At 35.5% G+C, this 16,065-nt stretch carries 7 protein-coding genes; 4 read left to right on the forward strand and 3 right to left on the reverse strand.

The window, feature by feature from the left end:
- Positions 1-148: 148 nt before the first annotated feature.
- Positions 149-8,491 (reverse strand): autotransporter-associated N-terminal domain-containing protein, encoded by an 8,343-nt coding sequence (locus FVE73_RS02825; RefSeq protein ID WP_146997827.1) that lies wholly within the window; start codon positions 8,489-8,491, stop codon positions 149-151.
- Positions 8,492-9,237: 746 nt separating this feature from the next.
- Between FVE73_RS02825 and FVE73_RS02830 the strand changes: the two genes are divergently transcribed.
- From FVE73_RS02830 to FVE73_RS02845, 4 genes are all read left to right on the forward strand, one after another.
- Positions 9,238-9,705, forward strand: coding sequence for a CopY/TcrY family copper transport repressor (locus FVE73_RS02830; RefSeq protein ID WP_018499152.1), 468 nt, complete (start codon positions 9,238-9,240; stop codon positions 9,703-9,705).
- Positions 9,706-9,826: 121 nt separating this feature from the next.
- The gene (locus FVE73_RS02835; protein WP_018499153.1) at positions 9,827-12,055 is read left to right on the forward strand and encodes a heavy metal translocating P-type ATPase; all 2,229 of its coding nucleotides are present in this window, start codon (positions 9,827-9,829) and stop codon (positions 12,053-12,055) included.
- 67 nt (positions 12,056-12,122) lie between these two features.
- On the forward strand, positions 12,123-12,380 hold the full coding sequence (locus tag FVE73_RS02840; protein WP_018499154.1) for a type II toxin-antitoxin system Phd/YefM family antitoxin: 258 nt from the start codon (positions 12,123-12,125) through the stop codon (positions 12,378-12,380).
- A complete protein-coding gene (locus FVE73_RS02845; RefSeq protein WP_010125713.1) occupies positions 12,377-12,751 on the forward strand; it encodes a type II toxin-antitoxin system death-on-curing family toxin in 375 nt (124 codons plus the stop codon). Before FVE73_RS02840 ends, FVE73_RS02845 begins: the two co-directional genes overlap by 4 nt.
- Positions 12,752-12,846: 95 nt before the next feature.
- Here the strand turns inward: FVE73_RS02845 and FVE73_RS02850 are convergent, their stop codons facing one another.
- Both FVE73_RS02850 and pfkB read right to left on the reverse strand, forming a co-directional pair.
- A complete protein-coding gene (locus tag FVE73_RS02850) occupies positions 12,847-14,766 on the reverse strand; it encodes a PTS fructose transporter subunit IIABC (RefSeq protein WP_018499155.1) in 1,920 nt (639 codons plus the stop codon).
- Positions 14,767-14,909: 143 nt separating this feature from the next.
- Entirely contained in the window at positions 14,910-15,827 is a 918-nt protein-coding gene (gene pfkB / locus FVE73_RS02855) for a 1-phosphofructokinase (protein ID WP_018499156.1), read from the reverse strand.
- Positions 15,828-16,065 lie beyond the last annotated feature (238 nt).

Below are 16,065 nucleotides of genomic sequence, written 5' to 3' on the forward strand. Positions count from 1 at the left end.
AATCAATATACTTTTAAATTGAAAAAAAATAACAAGAGCAGTTTACTAGCTGCTCTTTTTTTGATTTCCTTACAAAAAAGAAGAGCCGCCATTACTGGCAGCCCTCCTCCCATTTTGTCTAGCATGTTTCCCTCATTCCTAGAATTTATTAGTATAATACTTTCAATCCTAATCCTGCTCTGAAGTTGTGTCCTTTTGAGTCGTATCCTGTGTTTACGTTGAATCCGAATCTTCCGTTGTCCAGTCCCAGTTTCAAGTCTGACTTGAAGTTTCCTCTCTTGTCTTCCTTGTCTCCTCTGATTCCAAAGTAGTCTGTCCATGCTCCTACTATTCTTGCTTCATTTTCAACATCGTATAGTTTTCCAATTTCGTTTTCATACGCAAATCCTAAGCTTGCTGTCAAGTTTGAATTCTTGAATACTTCCTGATTGTATCTGAAGTCAATTCCTACGCTTGGCTTAACTGAAACGTAGTCGTCGCTCTTGACGTTCAATGCCATGTCACCTTTTTCATGGATTGACGAGAATCTTCCGTATTCCGCTCTGATTCCTAAATTTGGAACTATGCTGAATCCGTCATTTACTACAAATGATTTTTCAAGCCCTGCATTAAGCCCTGCACCGTAAGAGTAGTAGCTTGCTTTCGCTCTGAACTGTTGATCCACTACCCAGAATCTACGTTTCATGTCATTTCTTCCAAAGAATCCATCTCCACCTAGGCTAAGTATGAATGTTCCGTTTGCGTCAAGCGGGATTGACTTGAACACTCCAACTTTTGCCATTGCCTGGTTTTCATATGATTTAGATAGATCCTTGAATGTGAAGTAGTTGTTTACTACACCTGCTGACCATCCTGATGACTGTCCAAGTCTTACAGTCTCATCTTCATGAACAAACGCAAATCCTCCTGCATTGCTGTACCAGTCTGGCATTCCTGCTGTATCTGTCTTGAATTCGTTTCTTTGTCCAAATGCCTTGAACTTGTTAGAATCCTTGGAAACGTTTCTTTCACTTCTCAAGCTGCTGATTTCTCCACCTAGAATATCTGATGTAGACTTGATTCTTTGTTGAACTCCACCATAAATGTGACCTCTCATTTGGTCAAATGCTTGAGCCAATATATGCCCTTCTCCGTTACCTAAGCTGTTCAGCTTGTTGAAGATAACTTTTTCAGCGCTTTCCTGTCTTGCGATTTCATAAATGTTGTCCAAGTTGTTTGTGAAGTTTACTAGAGACTTGTCATTATCATATGCGAATGAATGATAAGGAACTTTACTCATGTAAATTTCTGACAACTGGTTGTTAGAGTCAAGTTTTGCTAATACTTGCCAAGTCAAGCTTGCAGAAAGAACGTTCACTTTTGCTCCTCCAGGCAGTCTTGACAATGCATCGTTAAATGGTTTTAGGATGTTGCTCTTAGTTACGTTTCCGTTTACATCAACCTTATCCCCAATTCTGATTGCCTTAGAGTTTGTATACAGTGTAGCTTCCGGTCCGAAGTACAAGTCAACTTTTCCTAGTTTAGGCAAGTTTTGGATTCCGTCAATTGGGTTAGTGTATCTGACTCCTGACGTGTCAACATACATTCCGATTGACGTTACTTCTGACAATGGGTCTTTGTATGCGTGTTCCCATACTGGATTACCCCATTCATTCTTAACTGAAAGGTCAATTATTCTTGTTCCTCCAGTTTGAATGCTGCTGCTTACTGTTATGTTCTTAGCCCAGTCTCCAGGATTTGCCGCATCACTTTCAACATCAAAGATTGGCGTGTCGATTCCGTCAACACTTACCTTAGTTATAGGCACGATGTCTGGAGCTGTTATAGTTGTTCCGACACCTGTTGTCTTAGGATTTCCGCTTGTCCCTTCCTCAATTGAGCTTTCTTTTCCTCCGTAAAGGTCTGTTCCGCCATTTCCATTAGTTTGCCCTGCTGTCACGGCAGATGATGAAGTATATCTTGAATCTGTTGATTTAAGCACTTCTGTTGGGTTTCCGTTTGCGTCTACGATGAATCTTGATCCGTCTGTTACGATTCCGTAAGATCCCGATCCTGTTACATTAATATGTCCGTAGTTCTTAATGTAACCTCCATTAATTGCCACTACCCCTTTCAAGCTTTGGGCGTTACCTTCGATTTCTCCATAGTTTTCCCCAATTGCTCCTCTGTCTAGGTACATACCAATTGCGCTTTCTCCTTCAAGACGGATATTACCGTAGTTTACTGCCTTAGACCCTGCACCAGTTGCGAACATACCGATACCTTCTTTTTCCTTGACGATAATATTTCCCCTGTTTACAATGTATCCTTCTTCTGTCGTCTTGTCAAAGTTTCCATCTGTCTTGTAGTGGTTTCTACCTGCCGCCATCGCTGCCGAGTATTCCATGTTTACAGTGTCAGACATACCTGTAGTGATTGTTCCGTAGTTTGTTGACGGAGCGCTTGTATTTGCCGAGAAGATACCTACGTTTCCGTACCCTCTTGCTGTGTTGTTGTTGTCAACATCGTATTTAGATCTCAGGTCAATTGTTCCGAAGTTGTCCATTGAACCTTTAGTATAGTAGGCTGTGTTGTAATCCCCGTTCATTGTTACGTTTGCCCATGACTTACCTCTTGATGCTGTGTCTGCTGAATAGTAGTACACTGCATTTCCCTGCTCCTTAGTTTCTTCTGGAACTTTAGGGTTTGATGGGGCTGTTGACTTGACCTGTCCTCCTGCAGTTCTGTTGGAAGCCAGTACAACTGTCGGAGCATCTGTCGCTGTCAATGAACTAACCTTTCCGCTTGCGTCAAGAGTGTAGGCACCATCACCAATTGTTACGTTTGTTGCAGGTCCTCCATTCTTTTCAGCCATGACAATACCGTAAGAGAATCTGTCAATGTCCATGTCAGCGCTTACATTAATGTTTCTTGCAACGCTTCCCTTGTCAATATATACCCCAATTGCAGAGTCAAGCTCTCTTGGCTTGTCCAGTCCAGATAACAAGTCGTTTGCATTTGCATAAGCAGTCTGTCTGTTAATAGGGTAAGCTCCTGGCGCTGTTGAAACTCCTGATGTAGTCTGAACATGCCCTAGAACTGTATCGTTACCAACTAGCAATTTAGTATTCTTAATGTTGACATTTCCGTCACCGGAATAGATACCGTAGTTGTTTCTGTTAATTGTAATCTTAGATTTAGTTCCATCTTCCTTGCTGTCAGTATTTACATTATATCCGTAAATAGCCCAGCTTCCTATGTTCTTGTTGTTTGTAGAATCTCCAATTGTAATATCTCCACGGTTTGTGATAGTTGTATCAAGCTTATTAGTAGAGTTTGCAAAGATTCCCACATTAACTTTCTTCATGTCTTCAGAAGTTAGCGTGCTAGCCTGTGCATCTAGCGAGTCGTTAAGCTTAATCTTACCAAAGTTTACGAATGTTCCCTTATTTACTACAGCACCGTAAGCTCTTACATTAGTCTTAGATGATGAATCTTCTTCAATATTACCTCTGTTAGTTACAGTATCTGCACCATCGTTAGTGTTTACCAAGATACCTGCGATTCCTTTGTAAGTTCCACCATTAACAGCAGCCACTTTAGATTTGGCTTGTTCGTAAGCCAAGTCTACTGGACTTGTAGCATGGTTAGAGAATTTAATATCTAAGTCATTTGATGCATGTGTAATTCCTGTATTTCTTCCACCAAATGCCATTGCAAATCCATTTTTATTATTTTTTCCAAAATAGTTATATTGGAAAGTTTTATTATGATTAGCACCTGTAGCAATTTCAGAATTATCAGTTACCCAAATTCCAACACCATCATCTCTAGTTGTAACTGTGAACTTATCAGAATTTAACTGAATTTTCGCATTTTCAGCATAAATACCAATACCATTTTCTTTAGTTACAATATCGTTACTACCACTTGCATCTGATCCAAGGCTTCCACCAAATCCTTTTAATGTAATTAGTCCACCGTTACCGTTTGAATTTTCATTAACTAATGCTATACCTACTCCTCTACTGCTTGAAGGTGAACCGCTAGCTTGTACTTCTATTCCTGCAGTATTACCAATTTGAGTATCATCATAGCTGATAGTTACATTATTTTGTTTTGCATTAACATTTTTAGCAAAAATACCAGTTGCAGTTACAGATCCATTATTAGATTCTCCACCATCAACTTTAATTTTACCTTCAGACGTAATAGCAGTTGCATCAGTATCAACAATTGATCCATCTATTGTGTAGCTGTTAAGATAATTAGTTGTGTCTTTTCTTGAAATTCCAACTATACCGTAGTTTGCTCCACTAGGAGTAGATTCAGTAGTACTGTTTATATTTAATGAATTTGCTGTTAAACCAGTTGGTTTTGTATATTTACCAGAAACTTCGATAGTTGCATCTTTTGTATTAGTAAGAATACTGTTGTCAGTTCCAACTAAAGCGTTTCCATGATCAACTTTTACATCTTTTTCATTCTGAATAGTTCCATAAGATACATTTAATGCAGTTACAGCCTGATCTTTAGAACCTCCAGTTATATCAACAGTTCCTTTATTTACAAATCCTGATTCAGAATTTTTAGTTTTTCTCCATGTTGTATCATTACCATACACATCATTCCATCTAAATAGGCTATTTGCCATGCTAAGTCCCACATTTTGTAATTGATAGTTTGTATTTCCTTTAGCATCTTTTAAATCTCTATTTGTACCTCTTACATCACCTTCTACTTTTTTATTAGTATCAATTGTTACAAAAGTACTTTCCATTTTTATATCATTAAATGGATCATTCTTAGTTGGAGGAGTAGTTGCTGTTCTTGTTTCTTCTTTGTTTTCTAAATTAACATCTTCCCCTATTTTTACTTTACCGTTAATTATAGTAACATCAAGTTTATATGAATCACTTGCACTTGTACCATTTTTAATTTTCATTCCACCTGCATATTCACCAATTCCACTTAAGAAATTACCAGTTGCTGCACCAGTACCTGCTCCCCAGCTTTTATCACTGTTCCAGTTAATTTCATTTTTTGGCTGGTTAATAACTCCGATTGTTACGTTATCACTAAGGATATTTGCTGTTACTTTATCCATACCTTTGTATTTTGCATTAGTTTTAACATTTGCTTCTGAATTACTTCCTGCATAATCCCATTCTCTAGCAATTGAATCCCCACCAGCAATAATATTTCCTGCACTAGCAAAGCTTCCATTATATTTATTACCGCTTAATAAGATTCCGTCATACATATCTATATTAGTAACAGTAGAAGTACCAAAATCTATACTAGCTGTATCATTAATTCCTGTTCTGTGAACATAAAACGGACTTATATTGGCATGGTCATTCTCACCTGTATAACTAGGAGCCATACCTTTTCTAGTTCCAGAAAATGTAGCATTAGAAGTAGCTAAGGTAATATCCCCATTTCCATTTGGAGACTTATTATTTTGATGTAAAATATTACCTCCTTCATATTTAATAGAACCACCATTAGTAGCATATAAAGCTCCACTAGCACCACTTACAACAGAAACTTTTTCCATTTCAATATTAGAATTTGGTCCAGTTGCTACAGCTCCAATACCATAAATCAATGATTTATTGTTTGCATAATCAGTAACATCTGCTGAAGCATTCGCACCAACAACTTTAATAGTACCACCATTTTCAGCATAAGCACCTATATTTTGATATGTATGAGGTCTTGCACTTGCACTACCGCTACCATATTTACCGTTGCTTGTGTTTAAAACTAAATAATCAGTAGCATTAATATCTCCCTCAATTTTAATTTGTGGAGTGTTGATAGAAGCAAGGGCATTTGCACCATTAGCATATGCAATTATAGACTGAGGTGCGGCAGCTCTAGTAGATTTAGCATCTATACTTCCAGAATTTATAGCAAAGTAAGCTATACTTCCTAAATCTGGATTATTGTCACTTGCCTTACCAGCCATATCCACTGGACTCTTGAATTCAATTCTTGAAGGTTTTACAGCTGATGTGGTACTTTGAGCATATCCGGTATTTTGTATAACACCATCAGCATAACCAACAATAGTGTGTTCAGCAACAGAATTTAAGTACATGTCGTCATAATCTCTTTTAACAGCACCTGCATTCCAATAAACTGAATCACTTATAACAGTATTTTTACCAGTAACTTCAACTGTTGTTCCATTAGTTGCTTTAATCAAAGTATTATTTCTACTAGGTGTATTACCACCATTTTGAATACCAAATCCAACGTTTAGTTTCTCAACTTTAACATTATCCAAAGTCCCACTAAGTGCTGAAGAGATATGTTGCTTACCAATTCCACTACCTTGTCCAGAAGCAGCATCTACAACAACATTATTATCCCCAAACATAGCTCCTTGAATATAAATTTTACCTGCAAAAGCCCCAACTTGAGCATTACCGCTAGCATTACCGTCTGGTTTTTTCAAAGCAACCATAACATTGTTGTTACCTTTCATTTGTACATCGCTCAAAGTAAGTTTACTTGTATCATCATTTACAAATCCTTGTCCATCATAAACAACATTATCGTTACCATTAACCCAAATTCTACCTTTACCCGTAGTAGAACCATCACTAGTTTGAAGATTATCTGCACCAAGTGTTCCATGGCTATTACCACTATCTCCATTAGCTAATTGTAATTTTCCGATATAGTTATTAACACGATATACTGATACATTGCTATTATTTCCTTTAAGATCTATATCAACTGTTCCTTTGATTTCAACCTCACTATTATATGCTACATTTCCATTTTGGAAGTTAAAAATAACTTCTCCATCTAAACCTACACCGTTATCATAAATTTTATTCTTTTCACTTCCACCACTAGTACCAAAAGCAATCTCACTTTTAGTGTTCGTATTTGTATCTATAACAAACGCTGCTTGTTTTCCAGTTCCATTTAAATCTACTTCTACGTTATTTACACTATATTTACCACCTTGTATTTGAGCAAAAGCATCATTAGTTCCTAAAACATGTGCATTAAAGTTTTGCAATGTAACTGTTTGTCCTGTATTTGAAATTAAGACATCCCTATCTGCATCACCACTTCCACCTGGTGTCCAAGCTTCCCTGTATACGGTATACCAGTTAGACCAACCGTTTGAACTGTTATTATATTGAGCATCAACTAATTGATAAAACAAATTTTGTCTAGCTATTGCTTCAGTAGCACCAGTTGCTGTTACTCCTCCTAATGTAACAGTATAGGAAGAATAAGGTGGTGTTCCAACACCAGTAGGTGTACTATCAAGAATATTCTGATAAGTAACTCTAGAACCTCCTATCTCCGCATTTGGATTAGATGTATGATAATTACGAATCAAAGATTGTTGGTAAGAAGAATGTCCACCATATCCCCAATAATTGTACCACCAATAACCAGAACCTGGATAAGCTGAAGTAATACCATCATATCCAGCAGTTCCACCGTTTGGCGTATATGATTCAGTTGTTCCACTACCTGGTGCAGGACTGCTTAGGTTTTGATATCTTACAGTTGCAGACCAAGTTCTTGATGGATCCCACCACCAAGTCGAAGTACCAGTTGCATGACCTACAGAAGTCGTTCCACTGAAATTACCACCGATTGTCATATCTCCTTCACTTGTAGAGCTTGCACCCCCTAGTGTTGTTGAGGCTAAAGTATTGTTAGTACCATTTCTTTGGTTATATGTATTCATAGTATTCGCAGACCAACCATTCCAGGCTCTATATAAATTACTAGTACCATAAGTAAAGGTAGAATCATTACTCCAACTTCCACTAGTACCACCAATAGTATTAGTATTAGCTCGAGGGGTTCTACCAAATGCATTTCGTGCAGTAACAGTAGTATTTACTATATTAGGACTATATACAGTTGGATCGAATGTAGGATTAACTGGCATATTCACATTATCCAATCTTTCAGGCACATAAGGCTTATAAGGCTCATGTATATTAGCCGGATTGATTGTCAATGAATTCGGCTCCTTGTTACGAGGTATATTCAGGTTAGTTGCCCCATATAAATGCTTAGTAGGGTCAAACACATACTTGGTAAGGTCATTGTCTCTCTTGTAGTATTCAAGGAATTTTCCTCCCCTACCTCTATATGTTGTACCCCAGTCGTTGTTCATATATCCTGTCCCGAACTGGAATGATGACCATGGGCTCTTGATTACTTGGTCCCCTTGTCTTAACAGCTGAACAAGTTCGCTTTGAGCTCCCTTTAATGATTTTTCGTTCTCTTTTCTTGCACGCATGAATGATTGCCGCAGATCTGTTATGGCATCGTATGTCTGTGCTGTCACTTCCTGCTGTTCGCTTGCCACGTCTGCCACGTCAGCATGAAGCTTTGGCGCAATTGTTAAAAGCCCTGTTATCAGGAAAGAGATAAGCAGGCTGTCAGAATAATGCACGTCTTTACATCTTTTTACAAACGATCGCAAATCTCTTACAATTTGTCGCAAATTATTACTCATTGTTTCCTCCTAAAATTTGTAAATTTATAGCCATCCGCAAAAGCCGTCAGTTCCAATTAATGCAGCGCTTGCTGATTAATTTTCCAGCTTTCACAGCCGCCTGTTTTTTTGATTTAGGCTTTCACAACTTCCAAGAAAAAATATTCCCGCGAAATGCCTAAAAAGTATCGAAATAGCCTTATTTTTCCAAAAACCTTTCAAACACCCTCAACAAAGTCCAGCAAATTCCAGTAGAAATGAGGGATGGAAGGGGTGGAGTCCTTAAGGGGGGCCATAGAGGACTATTTTGAAGTAAAATTTAATATTTTATTTAAAATAATAAGTTTTAAAAAAAATATTTCTAATATAATTTATATAATATTTATATTAAATATTAAATATTTTTGATGGTTATTTTTAAATAAATTTTAGTGAAATGGTAAAAAATTATTAATAACCAAAAAAGACTAGAAACATTAAGGACTTGATGTTTACTATTTTTTTATTGCTGAGGTTGTTTTGTTTTTCTTGCACAATTACTGAATCTGTCCGATAGTTATGCAAACTCAGAATTTAACAAAATAAATAATCTGAAGCAAGGGTCTTGACCTCTTATAGAGATAAAAAGAATTAGGTTGTCGAATATATCGTCATATCATAAATTTTTTTATATAATATAGAAAAAATACTTGACAAAAAACGATTACTATTGTAAACTTATAACATAAAAGATTACAAATGTAAACATTTTAGACGAGGTAGAGATTATGAAAGAAAGTAGCAGAATTGATCAGAAGTGGTATATAACTGATGCAGAATGGGAAGTGATGCGTGTTGTTTGGGCAAATAATGAAGTGACGAGCAGGTTTGTGGCAGAGGTGCTTTGTGAAAAGATGAATTGGAAGCAGGCTACGATAAAGACTTTGTTGAATCGGTTGCTGGAAAAGGGCGTTTTGAAAAAGAGGGAAATAGGGAATAAGTATATTTATTCGACGGATTTTACAGAAAAGGAAGTGGCTAATAGTTATATATTGGGGACTTTTAATAAGATTTGTAAAACGAAGGTTGGGGAAATGATTGGGAAGGTTATTGAGAACAGTGAACTTAGTTTTGATGACTTGGAGCTGATTTTGAAGGCTGTGGAGGAAAAGAGGAAGACGGCTGTGGAGGAGGTTTTGTGTGACTGTGTGAAAGGGCAGTGTAATTGTGAGCATAATGGGCATAGGCATGTTTGAAAATATAAAAAAAATTAATCTGTTAAATTTATAAATTTTTTAAGTAATTGTAAAAGTAAATTATTAAAAATTAAGAAACAGTAATATTTTTGATAGTAAAGTTTAAGAGGAGGAAAAAAATATGGCAGAAAAAATTTATACAGTAACTGGGATGAGCTGTGCGGCTTGTGCTAATGCTGTGGAGAAGGCACTTAACAAGAATGAGGATATTAATGCTTCGGTTAATATTGCAACTGAAAAATTGAATGTTGAGTATGATGAAAGGAAGTATGATTTTGATAAGATTAGGAAAATAGTGGAATCGGCTGGGTATGGGCTAGTTGAAAATATGACTGAGGACAGGAAAGTTGAACTTTATCAGGAAAAAATAGCGAGTTTGAAAAAACGATTGATTTTGGCGATTGTATTTGTTGTTCCACTTTTGTATATTTCGATGGGACACATGCTTGGGGCGGCGCTTCCTGAGTTTTTGAATCCTAAGGTAAATGCGCTTAATTTTGCATTGGCACAATTTGTGCTGACTTTGCCAATCATTTATGCTGGGAGAGATTTTTTTTCGCATGGTTTTAAAAATTTGGTAAGAAAATCACCAACAATGGATTCGTTAATTGCAATTGGAGCGACAGCGGCGATACTTTATGGAATTTATGCAACATATAGAATTGTTACTGTGGATCCTGAAGCGCACATGGATTTGTATTATGAATCGGCTGGTGTAATTATTACGTTAATTTTGTTTGGAAAGTTGCTAGAAGCAAAGACAAAAGGGCAAACTTCATCGGCAATAAAAAAACTTATCGGACTTCAGCCTAAAAAAGCTAAAATTATTGAAAATGGTGTGGAAAAGGAGATTTTAATTGAAAATCTGAAGGTTGGAGATATTGTGATTGTAAAGCCTGGAGAAAAAATTGCAGTTGATGGGAAAATTGTGGAAGGTGCAACTTCTGTGGATGAATCAATGTTGACTGGGGAAAGTTTACCTGTTAGTAAAAAAGTTGGGGATAAAGTTGTTGGAGGAAGTATTAATAAAAATGGGAGTATTAGATTTGAAGCAACTGAAATTGGGAAAAATACAGTCTTATCACAAATTATAAAGCTAGTTGAGGAAGCGCAAGGGTCGAAAGCTCCAATTTCACGAATGGCTGATGTTGTGGCGGCGTATTTTGTGCCGATTGTTATTGGAATTGCGATAATTACAGGAGTTGCCTGGTTTGTGAGCGGAAGCGGATTAGTTACTGCATTGTCGTTTTTTATCGCCGTACTTGTAATTGCATGTCCGTGTGCATTGGGACTTGCGACTCCGACATCAATAATGGTTGGAACTGGAAAAGGTGCTGAAAACGGGATTCTTATTAAAAGTGGAGAAGCTCTTGAAACAACATATAAAATTAAAACAATTGTATTTGATAAAACAGGAACAATTACTAAAGGAAAGCCTGTATTAACTGATTTGATTGCTTATGGAAATTACAAGGAAGATGAACTTTTAAAAATTGCCGCAAGTGTGGAAAATGATTCTGAACATCCGCTGGCAGAGGCAATTGTAAATGAGGCAAAGGGGAAAAATGTTGAAATTAAGCCTTATGAAAAATTTAGGGCAATGCCAGGTTATGGGATTCGTGCGACTTTTGAAGGCAAGGAAATTCAAATTGGAAATAAAAAATTAATGGAAAATAAAAAAATTGATGTGAAAATTTCTCAAAAGGACTATAATATTTTATCAAATGAAGGAAAAACTCCAATGTATATTTCGATTGACAATGAATTGGCAGGAATTGTTGCAGTTGCCGATGTTATTAAGGAAACAAGCAAAGAAGCCATTGAAAAATTGAAAAAAATGGGAATTAAAACAATAATGCTTACAGGAGATAATGAAAAAACTGCAGAATTTATCGCAAAGCAAGTGGGAATTGATGATGTAATTTCAGAAGTTCTGCCTTATCAAAAATCTCAAAAAATAAAGGAACTTCAGGAAAAAGATGAATTTGTCGCAATGGTCGGAGATGGAATCAACGATTCGCCAGCGTTAGCCCAAGCAAATGTAGGAATTGCAATAGGAAATGGAACAGATGTGGCTATAGAATCAGCTGATATTGTTTTAATTAGAAACGATTTGCGGGATGTGGCTGGAGCGATTGCATTAAGCAAGGCAACAATTACAAATATAAAGGAAAATTTATTCTGGGCATTCTTTTACAACGTACTTGGAATTCCTTTTGCAGCTGGAATATTTTATGCATTTTTTAATGGACCGAAGTTAGACCCGATGATTGCGGCTTTTGCAATGTCGTTTAGTTCGGTGTCGGTTTTGGGAAATGCTTTGAGATTGAAGTTTTTTAAAGTTAAATAATATTTTTAAAAAATAGGTTGAATTTATCCTATATTTATGATATTATACTTTATAAGAGGTGAGCAATATGAAAGCAGAATTAGACAACTTAGTTTCAATGAAGGAAGCTAATCAAAATTTTTCAAAAGTGGCAAGAATGGTAGATACAAATGGATCTGTTGTCATTTTAAAAAATAATACCCCAAAATATATTTTAGTTGATTACAATTTAGCAAAAGAAGTTGAAAAAGAACCAGTAAAATTTGCGGAAGATAATGAATTGGAAATGGTTTCATCTAAAATTTTAAAGAAATACAAAAAAACATTTGAGGAATTGGCAAAATGATTCTTTTATCTGAAAAGCAAATATTAAAACTTCATTCTGAATTGGTAGAAAAATTTGGAGGAATTGATGGAGTTAGGGACAAAGGTTTAATTGAAAGTTCAATAAATAATGTTTATCAATCTTATTTTGGAGTTGAAAAATATCCAACAATAGAAGAAAAGGCTGCAAGATTATGTTATAGTTTTATTAAAAATCATGCTTTTTTAGATGGAAATAAGAGAATTGGAATTTATGTTATGATGGTTCTTCTTGAGTTAAATGGAATTAGTTTAAATTGTTCTAATGATGAACTTACAGAATTGGGGTTAAAAATAGCAGATTCTAGTATAGGATATTCTGAAATTCTTGAATTTATTTATAAGTTCAAGTAATATTAAAAATTTATTTATAAAAAAACCGTTTTAAATGAATTAATCAAATAAGACGGTTTTTTATTTTGTTTTTAAATTAAAATATATTTAAAATTTTATCCTTCTTTTATGGCAGGTTTTAATGCTCCTAAAACAATAGCCGAAACAATACTTCCAATTATAACTGCTACTAAATATAGGAAGAAGTTGTTACTTAATGCCATTACTAGGATTCCACCATGTGGAGCAGGTATTTTTATATTAAATAGTCCTGTTAATGCTCCTGCGATTGCGGAACCTACGACACTTGCTGGTATTACTCTTGTTGGATCTGCCGCTGCATAAGGGATTGCACCTTCTGTGATGAATGAGAATCCCATAATGTAGTTTGTAAGTCCAGCTTCTCTTTCTTGTGCAGTAAATTTATTTTTAAATAATGTTGATGCTAATGCGATTGCGATTGGAGGAACCATTCCACCAGCCATAACTGCTGCCATTGGTAAACTTCCACCAGATGTCATTGTAGCTGCCAATGTTCCAGAACCAAATACATAGGCTGCCTTATTTACAGGGCCTCCCATATCAATAGCCATCATTCCACCAAGAACTGCACCTAATAGAACAGCGCTTGAACCAGACATTCCATTTAACCAAGCATTTAAACCGTTGTTAATTATTGCTGCAAATGGATTTATAACAAGTACCATTGCTACACCTGTGATTAATACTGATAAAACTGGATACAATAATATCATTTTTAATCCGCTTAAAGATCTTGGCATACCTGATAATGCTTTTACTAAACCTTGTACAACATATCCAGCTAAAAATCCACCAAGCAATGCACCAATAAATCCAGAACCACCAGCTGTTGCAATAGCTCCTGCAACTAGTCCTGCCGCCAATGCCGCTCTTTCACTAATACTGTAAGCAATATATCCAGCTAATACTGGAACAAACAATCCAAATGCCTGTCCGCCAATATCTTTTAACATTTTAGCTAATGGCGCTTTAGAACCATATTCTGCTCCCGCTCCACCATTACCAGACAATGTATCAACTAAAAATGCCAGTGCTATCAAAATTCCTCCACTTATTACTAACGGAAGCATATATGAAACTCCACTTAATAAGTGTTTGTAAAGTCCTTTTTTCTCAGATGAAGATGATTCAGAAGAATCTGCAGTTTTTGAACCGCTTGCATGGAAAATAGGAGCTTTTCCATCTAAAACCTGTTGAATTAACGCTTTTGCATTGTTAATTCCTTCTTTTGCTTCCACTTGAATTAACGGTTTTCCGTCAAATCTGTCAACTTCGATATTTCTGTTAATTGCTAAAATTACACCAGTAGCTTTTTTAATATCTTCATCAGTCAAGACATTTTTTCTGCCATCCGCACCATTTGTTTCAACTTTTATGTTTATTCCCATTTCATCAGCTGCTTTTTTTAGTGCTTCTGCCGCCATATAAGTATGGGCAATTCCTGTCGGGCAGGCTGTTGCTGCAATTATGTAAGGAGCATTTTCATCAGTTGGAGCTTGTGCAGTTACAGCATCTTTCTTTTCTTCTTCTGCAAATTTTTCTGCTTCAGCTTTATTAATAATTTCCAGTACTTCATCAGCTGTCTTTGCATTTTCAAGAGCTTCCTTGAAATCATCATCCAATAATAATTGTGATAATCTTGCAAGTGTTTCAATATGAGTGTTATTTGCACCATCTGGAGCGGCAATCATAAAGAACAATGTTGCAGGTTCTCCATCTAATGAATCATAGTCAATTCCTTCTGGTTTTCTACCCATTGCGAGTGCAGGTTTTTTTACATATTTTGTCTTAGCATGTGGAATTGCGATTCCTTCACCAATTCCAGTTGAGCTTTGAGCTTCTCTAGCCATCAATGCCTCTACATATCCGTCATAATCATTCAGAACACCTGTTTTTTCGTGCAATCTGGCAAGTTCTTTAATTATGTCAACTTTAGTTGTAGATTTTACATCTAGACTAATTCTATCTTTGATTAGTAAGTCAGATATTTTCATTTTTACACCATCCTTATTTATTATTTTTTTATTTTATTCTTTTAAAGTAAATAATTCTTATTTTTAGCCATAGTAAAGCAACTTTAAAATTCAATACAAAAATCATCACTATTTTACTTCAATATATTAAGTTTACTTATCTTTTAAAAAGTTTCCTTTGAAATTTCAATTTCATCATATAATTTATCTACTAAATCCTTTTCTGCAAGCCCATAAGAATAAGCTGTAGCACTTCCTGAAGCAACTGCCAGTCTAAATGAATCTTCTGGAGAAAGCCCCTTTACAAATCCTGCAGTAAACCCTGCAACCATAGAATCTCCAGCACCAATTGAGTTAATTAATTGCCCTTTTGGAACAGATGCTTCCAGCACAAAGTCCTTGTTTACAAGCAATGCCCCTTCGCCACCTCTAGATAAAATGACATTTTTAACTCCTCTGTCTAAAAAGAATTTACATTTTTCTACGATTTCAGCCTTTGTTTCCAATTTTTCGTTAAACATTTCTCTTAGTTCATGAATATTCGGCTTAACAAAAAGATTATTGTGAATATTGTCTTGTAATAAATTTCCTCTTGTATCAAGCACAATTTCCACATTTGCTTTTACATTTTCAGATAATTGCTTATAAATTTTGCTGCTGATTGAAGATGGGATGCTTCCAGATAAAACAAGTATATCTCCATCTTTTAAATCAGAAATTTTGTTAGTTAGTTCCTGCAATTTTTCCTCTGTAATTTCTGGTGAAACTCCGGTAAGTTCAGTTTCCTTGTCATTCCCATTAACCTTTACATTAATTCTAGTGTTTCCTTCAAGTTCCACAAATTCAGATTTAATGTTATCCTTTTTCAAATCTCTGACAATAAAATCTCCAACAAATCCAGCAACAAATCCAATCGCTATAGATTCCACATCCAGATTTTTCAATACTTTAGAAACATTAATCCCTTTTCCGCCAGCTCTATAATTTACTTTGTGAGCAAGATTCAAATGTTCTGCCCGCAAATCATCCTTTAGATACATATCATAATCCAACGCTGGATTTAATGTCAATGTGTAAATCATCTTTTTCTCCTCCTAAATTTAAATATATTTTAAAACTATTTTTCAAACCATTTAATAGATATGTTTTAAAATTTGATTTTTTTTATTTTAGCAAAGGTTCCAGATTTTTTGCTTCATAATATCTGTTTTATTATAATTCTAATATAATTTCAAAACAAGTCTAATATGGTTTTACTACATTATTTGCCACTATATATTTATAACATTTGAAAATTAAAAAGTCAAATAATTTACGCTA

This window comes from Leptotrichia wadei (assembly GCF_007990545.2).
Lineage (GTDB): Bacteria > Fusobacteriota > Fusobacteriia > Fusobacteriales > Leptotrichiaceae > Leptotrichia > Leptotrichia wadei.

Coding starts and splice junctions, on each gene's coding strand:
- FVE73_RS02845 (WP_010125713.1), top strand. CDS start 12,377: ATGATTCTTTTATCTGAAAAGCAAATATTAAAACTTCATTCTGAATTG.
- FVE73_RS02825 (WP_146997827.1), bottom strand. CDS start 8,491: ATGAGTAATAATTTGCGACAAATTGTAAGAGATTTGCGATCGTTTGTA.
- FVE73_RS02830 (WP_018499152.1), top strand. CDS start 9,238: ATGAAAGAAAGTAGCAGAATTGATCAGAAGTGGTATATAACTGATGCA.
- FVE73_RS02850 (WP_018499155.1), bottom strand. CDS start 14,766: ATGAAAATATCTGACTTACTAATCAAAGATAGAATTAGTCTAGATGTA.
- FVE73_RS02840 (WP_018499154.1), top strand. CDS start 12,123: ATGAAAGCAGAATTAGACAACTTAGTTTCAATGAAGGAAGCTAATCAA.
- pfkB (WP_018499156.1), bottom strand. CDS start 15,827: ATGATTTACACATTGACATTAAATCCAGCGTTGGATTATGATATGTAT.
- FVE73_RS02835 (WP_018499153.1), top strand. CDS start 9,827: ATGGCAGAAAAAATTTATACAGTAACTGGGATGAGCTGTGCGGCTTGT.